This is a genomic window from Paratractidigestivibacter sp. (assembly GCF_963660155.1).
GTDB lineage: Bacteria > Actinomycetota > Coriobacteriia > Coriobacteriales > Atopobiaceae > Paratractidigestivibacter.
In genome coordinates, this window is the sequence record NZ_CAVKWG010000014.1 from 1 (window position 1) to 10,534 (window position 10,534).

Here is a 10,534-nt window from a genome sequence, read left to right on the forward strand (position 1 = left end):
CATCCGCACGCCCATGAACGCCATCATCGGCTTCACGGCGCTGGCGCAGACGCACATCGACGATACGGCGCTCGTGCAGGACTACCTGGGAAAGATCAGCACGTCGGGCACGCACCTGCTCAGCCTGATCAACGACATCCTCGACATGAGCCGCATCGAGTCCGGCACCGTGAAGCTCGAAGAGCGGCCGGTGCACATCCCCGACCTCATGCGCGACCTGCGCACCATGGTCCAGGGGCTCGTCAACGCCAAGAATCAGAACCTCTTCATCGACACACAGGACGTCGTGCACGAGGACGTCGTCTGCGACAAGCTGCGCCTCAACCAGGTGCTGATCAACATCGTGGGCAACGCGAACAAGTTCACGCCGGTCGGCGGCGACATCATCATCCGCCTCGCCGAGAAGCCCTGCGGCATAAAAGATCACACCACCCTGGTGTTTAGCGTCAAGGATAACGGCTGCGGCATGTCCAAGAAGTTCTTGGAGCACATCTTCGACACGTTTACGCGTGAGCGCTCCGTTACGGTGAGCGGCGTGCAGGGCACGGGCCTCGGCATGGCCATCACAAAGAACATCGTGGACATGATGGGCGGAACCATCGACGTCCAGAGCGAGGAGGGGAAGGGGTCCACCTTTACCGTCACGCTCGACCTGCGCTTGGCCGGGGAGGCGGTTGCGTACGAGCCGATACCTGCGCTTTTGAGCGCCCGTGCGCTTGTGGTGGACGACGACGTGGACACCTGCCTCAGCCTGAGCAAGATGCTGCGCGAGATCCAGATGCGCCCCGACTGGACGGCGTCCGGCCGCGAGGCCATCGTGCGCGCCCGCGAGGCGGCGGATTCCGGCGATGAGTACAAGGTCTATATCATTGATTATTTGATGCCGGACATGAACGGCATCGAGACCGTGCGCCGCATCCGCAGGGTGATAAGCGACGACGTGCCGATCATCGTCCTGACGGCCTACGACTGGGGCGACCTCGAGGCGGAGGCGCGCGAGGCGGGCGTGACGGCGTTCGTGTCCAAGCCGATCTTCATGTCCGAGCTGAGGCAGGTGCTCACGCGGCCGGCCGGCGCCGTCGACGCGGGCGGCGGCGCCGCGACGGCGGGCGCGGGCGGCGGGCGCCGCTACGACTACGGCGGCCGCCGCGTGCTTCTCGCCGAGGACAACGAGCTCAACCGCGAGATCGCGTGCGCGATCCTCGAGGAGACGGGCATGGTCATCGACACCGTGAACGACGGCGACGAGGCCGTGGCCGCGGTGGCAGAGGCGCCCGCCGGGACCTACGACCTGGTGCTGATGGACATCCAGATGCCGCGCATGGACGGATATACCGCCACGCGCGAGATCCGCACGCTGCCGGACAACCAGAAGGCCAACGTGCCCATCGTGGCCATGACGGCCAACGCCTTTGACGAGGACCGCCGCAAGGCCTTCGCCGCCGGCATGGTGGGCCACATCATCAAGCCGATCAGCATCGACGCCATCGCCGCCGTCCTCGACGAGGTCTTCTCCTAGGCGCGCCTGCGATTTGGGGACAGACACCTTTTCGCACGCGCGCCTGCGATTTGGGGACAGACACCTTTTCGCACACGCGACTGCGATTTGGGGACAGACACCTTTTCGCACACGAACCTTGGCATCGACGACTTTGCCCAAAGATTCGGCAACGAACTTGCAGCCGTGACGCGTGTGCGAAAAGGTGTCTGTCCCCAAATTGCAGCCGCACGTGTCGCCAAATTTCTCCAATGAGCTCTCGCGCTGCCGCCTGCGGAAAATAGGACAAAGGGCTGTCCCCTTGTCTTATTCTTTAAGCAACGAGAGGGGGAGCGGATGGCAGACAAGATCTCGATCAGGTTCGACGACGGGTACCCGCACGCTTGGTGCGTGATGCGCGTTGAGCTCGACGCCGCCGGCGAGCCTTGCGACTTCACTTTCCTTTCTTGCAACGAAGCGCTGGTCAAGATAGGTACCTACCCCAAAGACGAGCTTATCGGCCGCCGCTTCTACGACCTGTATCCCACAAGCGACCGCGACAACCTCCCGGCCTTCTACGCCGCCGCCTATAAGGGCAAGTCCTCTACGTTCGACGTTATTTCCGCTGAGGTCGACCGCTATCTGCAGGTCGAGGTCTTTCCCACCGACGAGGCCGGCGTCTGCGTGGCGGTTTTTCGCGACACCAAGCAAGAGGTTCTCGAGCGCGAGCGCCGCACCCGCGAGCTTGCCCGCACCGTCGAAGAGCTCGAGCGCGAGCGCCGCGCAAACGAGCAGGTCAGGCGCTATGCCTCGGCCATGGGCATCGTGTATCCGCTCGCCATCTCGCTGGACTACGTGGCCAACGAGTACCACATGATCGAGTACGCGAACTTTATAAACAAGACGGCGAAGTGGACGGGCACCATCGACGAGCTTATAGCGGCGGGCGCCTCCACCATTCCCGACGAGGCCATCGCGCGGCAGTTTGCGGAGCTCTTTGGACGCGAGCCCGCCCTCGCGGCGTTCCGCGCGGGCAAAACCGAGCTCACGCTGCGCCACCCGCAGTGGGGCGAGGACGGCAAGATCCACTGGATGGAGACCAAGGTCATCTGCCTCGAGTGCACCGACCGGAAGGCCGAGGGCATCAGCATCGCCCGCTGTATCGACAAGGAGAAAGCCCTCGACGACGCCTACGAGAAACTCCGCGAGCGCGAGTCGGTGCTCACGGCGCTCTCCGCCGACTACGACGACGTGTATATCTGCGACCTCGATACCGATGAGCTGCGCGCTATTAAGGCTTCCGACGGCACGCCCACGGAAACGGTAGGACAGTATTCCCAGATCGGCCGTCTCTTCTTTGGCAATAAGGTCGTGATGGACAGCGCGCCCGACATGCTCGAGCGCCTGAGCCGCAAGGCCTTGCGCGCCCGCCTGGCCGCGGCCGGCGAGTACTCAATCGGCTACCAGCTCAGGCCCGACGCCCGGGGTCGCCAATACGCCGAGACGCGCTTCGTGCGCGTGCCGTCCGACGAGGGCTTCAAGGTGGTCATCGGCACCCACTTCGTGGACCACATTGTGGAGGAGCAGGAGCGGCAAAAGGCGCTGCTCCAGGCCGCAAAGGACGAGGCCGAGCGGGCGAACCACGCCAAGACCGAGTTCCTGCAGCGCATGAGCCACGACGTCCGCACGCCACTGAACGGCATCCGCGGCATGCTGGACATCGCCGAGAAGTTCCCGGACGACGCTGCCAAGCAGGTCGATTGCCGCCAGAAGGTGCGCGCCTCCTCGAACCTTTTGCTGGAGCTTATCAACGAGGTGCTCGACATGAGCAAGCTCGAGAGCGGCGAGGTCGTGCTCGACCACGTGCCGTTCGACCTGATTGAGGTCTCGCGCGAGGTGCACACGGCCGTTTCTCGCCAGGCCGAGGAGCGCGGTGTTCAAATCGTGCAGAAGGACTGTCGCACGCCGCACCGGCGGCTCATCGGCAGCCCCACGCACCTGAAGCGCCTGATGATGAACATCATGAGCAACGCCATCAAGTACAACCGCGAGTACGGCCGCGTGTTCGTGACGTGCCGCGAGATCTCGTGCGCGGACGGCGTGGCGACCATCGAGTTCAAGGTGCAAGACACCGGCATCGGCATGTCGCCCGAGTTCCAGGCGCGCGTCTTCGAGCCGTTTGCGCAGGAAGACGGCGCCTCGCGCTCGAGATACAACGGGACCGGCCTCGGCATGGCCATTACCAAGAACATCGTGGAGAAGATGGGCGGGCTCATCACCTTCGAGAGCGCGCCGGGCGTGGGCACGACGTTCGACGTGGTGCTTCCCATGGAAATCGCCGAGGCGGGGGAGGGCGGCGTCGCGGTGAGCAACACGGCCGCCGAGCTGCCGGAAAACGCCCTCGCGGGGCTGAGCGTCCTGCTCGTGGAGGACAACGAGCTCAACTTGGAGATCGCCGAGTTCCTCTTGAGCGAGGCTGGTGCGAGCGTGATGACGGCCGAGAACGGCCAGGAGGCGGTCGACGCCGTGGCCGCGTCGGCGCCGGGGACCATCGACGCGGTGCTCATGGACGTGATGATGCCCGTGATGGACGGCCATGCAGCGGCCCACGCCATCCGCGCACTGGACCGCGACGACGTGCGTGACCTGCCCATTATTGCAATGACGGCCAATGCGTTCGTTGAGGATAGAATCGCCGCGCGCGAGGCCGGCATGGACGAGCACATCGCCAAGCCGCTCGACCTCGCGGTCGTGGTGCGGACCATCCTGCGGCTCGCCCGCGCCCGCGCATAAGACGAGGGGGCTGCCCCCTCGTCTTATTCTGTGGCCACGATCTGCGTTCGTTCAGTTTTTCGATGGTTAAATTGGAATCGGTGAGTATAAGGGGCCGAAATTGGCCGCGTTTGCCCTGTTGGCGAGTCGGGGCTACTCGGGGATTTGAATTTAACCATCGAAAAACTGAACGAACGGTGCGGGACAGGCCCGAAACGCGGTGATCGTCCGCCTACATTGGGGCCCGCCCTCTAAATGCGGGCGGGCGTGGTCGGCCGGGCGACGAGCCGTGCCTCTACTACCTGGACGCCGTGGAGGAGGCTCTCTGCTTTGGGTGGATCGACTCCACGTTTGCCAAGGTAGACGGGGTGACGATGCAGCGCTTCTCGCCGCGCCGCAAGGGGTGCCTGTGGACCGAGCTCTCAAGGATGCGCGCGTCTACTCCAAGTTCAAGACGTTTCCGCCGCTCTACCGGCGAATTCGCGCGTACAACGTGGCCTTCTACAAGGGAAGGGATGCCGCGGCCTATAAGTGTGCTCTCGCCCATCTGATTGAGGGGACCCGCAAGGGCAACCTCTACGGCGAGTGGAACGACTACGGTCGCCTGCTTTAGGCCATCATTTGTCTGAGTGGCAGGCCTACGTCGGCTGCCCCGCCTGCAATTTGGGGACAGTCCCCTTTTTGCACGCGAATGGCCGCTGCGGCCCCGTCTCCGAACCATTTGGCGAGTTGCTTGGAACGGCGGTTCGTGTGCAAAAAGGGGACTGTCCCCAAACTGCAGGCCGTCGTGTGCAAAAAGGGGACTGTCCCCAAACTGCAGGCCGCGCCGCCAGTGGCGGGCCGGACGGCGAATGGGAGTATAATTACTCCTTACGAGTCACTACACGTACTTAATTCGGGGCATCGACAGGGGGGTGGCCGTGAATCGCTTTGGTCGATTTATAGCCATTTTGCTCGCCATTTGCGTGGCGGTGCCCTCGAATGCTGTCTATGCTGCGGAGGCCGCGATCGAGGGGCTGGCGGCGGCCGATACCTCTGCAACGAACGTCGTGATCGATGACGAGCAGGTCTCGAACGAGCAAACCACAGGCGAGAACTCCGCGGGACCCGAGACGACTGCCGAAGCCGCCAAGCCTATTGAGCCTGCCGAGACCGCGGCAACCGAGGCCTCGGACGTGCTTAAGGAGCAGCTCGTAGAGGCCGAAGCCGCGGTGACCTTCGCCGCGGATAACGACGCCGACGAGTACGGCACCGTAATCGCCGGCAGCGGCGTGGCGACCATCCATGTGCGCGTGGCGGTGGACGGCGTCTGGAAGTACGCCGGTGCCGACGGCAAGCTCTACGATTCCGCCGACGCCGAGGGCTACAACGCGCTCACCTCCACGCACGAGGCCAACCGCGCCGGCGGCGACCGAGTGATCATCGGGCAGACCTCGCTTGCCAAGGCGCTGGCCTCGGTGGGCTTCACTACCGACGAATTCAAGCGCGCCGACCAGTCCGATTCTGCCGACTGGGGCAACTGGATCTTTGGCTACACCGATGCCGGTGGCTCAGTCATCTACAACGACGTAACTCCGCAGAAGGTTACGGGTTACGGCTGGTACGCCTTCACCAAGGGCTATCAGTGGGTCGCCACGGATTCCGCTGGCAAGAAGGCCCTCGATCTGTATTACATGCCGGCCAACCGCAACGACGGTGCCTTCAACCGCCCCAGTTCCTTCTTCGGCGAGACCAGCAAATCGGCTTCCGACGAGCAGCTGCTCGCGGACAACAGCTTCCACACGGTAACGTTCTTGGACCCCGACAGCCTCATCTATGCCTCCGCCGCCGACCTTCCCGCCACCACCTACGTCAACACCAACATCGCCACCGCTCGCCGCCAGGTCACCGTCAAGAAGCCCAAAACCACCGCCAAGTGGGTCGTCACCGGCGCCGACGTCTCGAGCATCACCGACAACGGCGACGACACCTTGACCTACCTTCTCGCCAACGTCACCGGCGCTGTGATCTTTACCGTCGCCCCGCGCCCTCCCGGCCAGGTCACCATCGTCTACCGGGCCGAGATGACCGACGCCGACCGTACGCAGCTTGGAAACGCCGCCGCCGGAAACCAGGTGATCTGCGGGAACACCACTATCGAGGACGCGGCGACAAAGACCATCAACGTAGAGCCCGCCGAGAGCGCAGGCGGCCACACGGTCCTCTCGCCGGATTCCGACATCGCCACCGTCTACTGGACGCAGAACTCCAGCTGCAAGTTCATCTATAGCTTCTTGGGCTGGAAGGTCGAAGGTTCGGACACCATCTACACCGCGGGCGACCAGATCAGCCTGGCCGACCTCGACGTCCTGGCCGACGCAAGCGGCACCGTCACCTTCAAGTCCGTTTGGCAGGGCGTGGACAACAACACGAGCAACCCACACATCCGCTCGGTGAACTTCTACCTCAACCTCGCCTGCGAGATTCTGGACGTCACCGGCAACTCCGGCTCGCAGCCGAAAGATGAGTTCACCCAATCCATCTACTCCACGCGTGTGTCCGGCACCGACACCTTCGGCGGCGGCAACTTCGTGCTGCTCGACTCTAATAGCTCCGACAACGCCTACGAGGTAGATGCCAAGATCCGCAATTCCGCCAACGTGAGCGGCGGTATCTTCCCGCCGTCGAGTTGGACCAACTACACCGATCCCGACGGCGTGCGCCTGGAGAAGTTCCCCACCGACGAGGAGGTTCTCGCCGCGGTGCGCGCAAGCTCCAGCGTCATCAAGATCGACGGCGAGGACATCCCCAAGGAGAACATCACTTCGGCCAACTTCACCGTGCGATGGTACGTGTTGAAGTACGAAGTAACGGACGGCTGGCACATCGATGGCGTGCTGGTTGCCAAGAAGGCGCGCCTGGTGGTGACCAAGACCTTCGAGGGCGAGACGGACGCCAAGGCGGCGTTTGCCGAGGCTCACGGCTACAGCTCGCTTGCCGAGTACGACGCTACGAGCGACTTCCACATCGACGTGACCCATAAGGCCACGGTGGACGGCTCCACCATGGACGTGACGGACTACCAGCTGCTGCTGGTGCCCGATTCCGACCTGACGCACACCGACGCAACCGACCGCCGCTACGGCTACACCAGCTATGACGCGGCTACCGACACCTACACCTGGGAGATCGAGACCCGCCAGAGCCGCGAGTACACGGTGAAGGAAAACAACTATTATTTGGACACCAACAGCTGGAACAACCTCACCTGGTACGAGGTGCACAACTCCAGCTCCACCTACAACACCGACGGTTGGACCGAGTACGACGCGTACACGGGCGCTAGCGTGAAGGTACTGGCCGCCGCGTATCCCACCGACGTGCCGAGCACCTCGTGGCAGACGGTCGGCTTCCGCAATGCCTACGTGCACAAGGGCACGCTGGCTGTGTTCAAGAACGACAAGACCACGGGTGCTGCCATGGGAGACGTTGCTTTTACGGTGGAGCAGCAGGGCTCGGGCGGAGCCACGGCGCTCTATTGCAAGAAGGACGCCACCACAGGCAAGCTCACCAACGAGTACACCACCGACTCCACCGTGCTCTCGCAGTACCCGGGTAAGTACGAGAAGGTCGACAACGGACAGGCGACGACCAACGCAAACGGCGTGTTCTACCTTGCCTTGGCTGCGCCCGATGAATCGTCCGACGTCACGGCGACCTACAAGCTTTCCGAGGTGAAGGATACGGTCAAGGGCTACGAGGGCCCCGATTTCATCACCTTCACCATGACGTACAAAAACGGCATCGCCGCCGGCGACCTCTCTTGGGAAGGCGGCTCCTCGGATGTTAATTGGGCGCAGACCGGCGAGAACAAGTTCATCCTGAATATCTACAACCGTTCGAGCTCCTACACCTCTGTTACTGCCTGCAAGGAGTGGGCCGAGGGCACTACAGACGCCAAGCAGGTAACGGTGGAGCTCTGGCGCGCGTACGGCAACGTGAAGGAAAAGGTGCCAGACACCGGCGCCGACGGCGCGCGGATTCTGCAAGATGTGAACGGCAAGTACGTGAGCAACGAGCAGGTGCTCTCGGCGATTAACAATTGGACGTTTAGCTGGGGCAACCTGCCGCTCTTCATCAACAACCAGCAGGTCACCTATTCGCTGCGCGAGATCTGGATCGGCAACCCCACGGCAAGCGACTCGGTGGCCTACGACGCTTCGGCCGACCCCGAGGATGGCTACGCCGACTACGCCGTTACTACCGAAAACGCCATCTACGTGGACGGCGACACCGTGCCCACCTGGAGCGGCGGCACCGATCCGCGCACACTCTACCCGCACGAGGATCCCACGTGGCAGGTGGCCGACGGCACCACGGCCTACGCCAAGCACGCCCTGCTCATGATCGATAACGCCGAGGTCAAGGGCGTCATTTCCTTTACCAAGAAGGACCGCGCGGGACTCGACGGCAAGCCGCTTGCGGGCGCCATCTTCACGCTGTACTCAGACGCCGCCTGCACGGCCGAGATCGAGACCGTGTCCACGGGCGCAAATGGCGTGGCCGCTTTTGCCAAGCAGCCGGCGGGCACCTATTACTTCAAGGAGACGAAGGCACCGGCGGGCTACTCCTTCGATGCTTCGGGCATCTACCAGGCTGTCGTCTCCAACGGCACACCTACCATCACCAAGGTCGGCGACGCGTCTAAGACGGCTGTGACCTCCGTCTACAACAAGTTCGGCGCCGGCTTCAACGTGAAGAAGATCGGCGACGGGAGCATCGACACGGCGGTCGGCGTCTCGGGCGCCACGTTCACGCTGACCAAGGAGAACGGCACGGGCGACTGGGCCGAGGCTCAGACGCTCACCACCGGCTCCAATGGCTACCTGAGCTTTACGGGTGTTGACCTTGGCACCTATACCCTCACCGAGGTTACAAACCCTGCGGGCTATGAGGCCTCGACTTCTCCGATTTCGGTCACCTTTACTGTGGATACCGACGAGACGGGCAAGACCACGTTCACGCTGGCAGAAGGCACCGATATCGATCCCAGTAGCACCCTTGCTGCCTGGGATGATGTCTCCACCGACTCCAACATTGCCTACACCCTCACGGTGCGCAATACCCCGCTCAAGCAGCTGCCTACCACAGGCGGCGTTGGCATCTTTGGTTTTATCGCCGCAGGTTTTGGCTTCATGCTTGCCGCGGTGTGCGTGTGGCTTCGCAAACACCAGACTGAGGAGGTCTGAGGCATGCGCAGCGCACAGAGCTTTGCTTCTAATAAGGCCCGTAGCAGGCGGGCGCGAGAAAGGAAGGTACCTACCATGACCGCAACGTTTAAGAGGATGGGTGCGATGTTTGCAGCCATACTCGCACTGGTAGTGGGGCTCGTAGCACCGAGCTCTGCGCTGGCGGCCGAGCCCACGGCAAGCGTGACGTACAACGGCATTGGGCAGGGCGACACGCTCAAGGCCTATCGCGTCGTGAGCTTTGACGCTACGCAGAACAACAACGTGTACAGCTACGATTCCACGTTTACTTCCTATCTCAACTCGAAGAACGTCTCCGTCGATGCCTTTGAGGCCATGAGCTACAACTCCACCGAGCTCAGGACCCTTATTAATGGCTTTATCGACTACGACGGTATCTCGAGCATGAAGCCGGCCTACACCGTTGTGGCCGGCTCGGGCAACACTGCGACCCAGGCCTTTACGCCGGGCTACTACGTCATCTCCGTGACCACGGCCGAGGGCCACACCACCGTCTACAGCGCCTCTTCGCTGTTCGTGCGCTACAACGGCAACGACGCCCTGCTTGTCTACAGCAACGGCAGCGTTGTGAATCCTACGAACAACACGTATGCGGTTGACGTTAAGAGCGCAAAGGGCGCCACGCTTTCCAAGAGCATCGCGCGCGCCGATGGCAGCTGGGCCAAGACCAAGACTGTCTCCATGGGCGAGTACGTGCAGTATGGTCTGCAGATTACGCTGCCCGACTACTCTGGCATCGCCTTTAACCTCAACGTTACTGTGGACGACACGCTCACCAACCTGCAGTTCGTCCAGGGCGACGATGCCCACCCCGTGAAGGCTTACGCTGGCACGAGCCAGGACACCGGCACGGAATTTAAGGATGTCACCGTGGAGGCCGGCGCCTACGATGCCAACACGCACACGCAGAAACTCACCTTCAAAATCGACTACACCAAGCTCACCGGTGGCGCGAAGACCCTCATGATCTCCTACTGGGCTCTGCCGACGAGCGACATGGTCTCCACCGGCACCATGAACGGCACCAACTCCGCGA

General features: G+C 62.6%; 5 protein-coding genes. All 5 read left to right on the forward strand.

Features of this window, described 5'->3' with window-relative positions; translation table 11 throughout:
- Window positions 1–1,519 (forward strand): response regulator (locus U5709_RS01895; protein ID WP_321972644.1); only part of this gene is annotated, 1,519 nt, incomplete at its 5' end.
- Between the two features lie 315 nt (window positions 1,520–1,834).
- Window positions 1,835–4,270 carry an ATP-binding protein gene (locus U5709_RS01900; RefSeq protein WP_321972645.1) on the forward strand — a complete coding sequence of 812 codons (2,436 nt, stop codon included), beginning with the start codon at window positions 1,835–1,837 and terminating at the stop codon, window positions 4,268–4,270.
- 388 nt (window positions 4,271–4,658) lie between these two features.
- Window positions 4,659–4,862: a hypothetical protein gene (locus tag U5709_RS01905; RefSeq protein ID WP_321972646.1), complete on the forward strand. Its 204-nt coding sequence runs from the start codon at window positions 4,659–4,661 to the stop codon at window positions 4,860–4,862.
- A gap of 307 nt (window positions 4,863–5,169) precedes the next feature.
- Window positions 5,170–9,477 carry a prealbumin-like fold domain-containing protein gene (locus U5709_RS01910; protein ID WP_321972647.1) on the forward strand — a complete coding sequence of 1,436 codons (4,308 nt, stop codon included), beginning with the start codon at window positions 5,170–5,172 and terminating at the stop codon, window positions 9,475–9,477.
- Window positions 9,478–9,552: 75 nt separating this feature from the next.
- Window positions 9,553–10,534: hypothetical protein (locus U5709_RS01915; RefSeq protein ID WP_321972648.1), on the forward strand; the 982-nt coding region annotated here is incomplete at its 3' end.

Coding starts and splice junctions, on each gene's coding strand:
- U5709_RS01900 (WP_321972645.1), top strand. CDS start 1,835: ATGGCAGACAAGATCTCGATCAGGTTCGACGACGGGTACCCGCACGCT.